A 428-nucleotide genomic window follows, 5' to 3' on the forward strand; every position below is an offset into this window, starting at 1 on the left:
GGGTAAGGTCGTCCTGGGCGTCAAGGGCAAGCAGAAGGGGAAGCCGCAAGCGGATAGTTCGCTGCGTGATACCGAGAATGTGCCGCTCTCCGATGATATCGGCGTCTATTTCGAGCGGGAGGTGCTTCCGCACGCGCCGGACGCCTGGATAGACGAACAGAAGAACAAGGTCGGCTATGAGATTCCGTTCAATCGGCATTTCTACGTGTTCGAGCCCCCGCGCGACCTGCATACGATTGACGAAGAATTGAAGGCGGTGTCGGCCAACATCATGAGGATGCTTGAGGAGTTGGCGGAATGAGCTTGCCCCAATATGCGAAATACAAGGATAGTGGGGTGCCATGGCTGGGACAAGTGCCCACACACTGGCTGGTGCAGCGCCTCAAGGAGGTAATTGCATTCATCGAATCGGGTGTAAGCGTCAATGC

General features: G+C 56.3%; 1 pseudogene. It reads left to right on the forward strand.

Annotated elements, in window-relative coordinates:
- Positions 1–301, forward strand: a pseudogene (locus J5M58_RS27275) (SAM-dependent DNA methyltransferase); the annotation flags it as partial.
- Positions 302–428: the final 127 nt, after the last annotated feature.

The sequence above is a fragment of the Pseudomonas sp. 32_A genome, from assembly GCF_017490905.1.
Lineage (GTDB): Bacteria > Pseudomonadota > Gammaproteobacteria > Pseudomonadales > Pseudomonadaceae > Aquipseudomonas > Aquipseudomonas inefficax.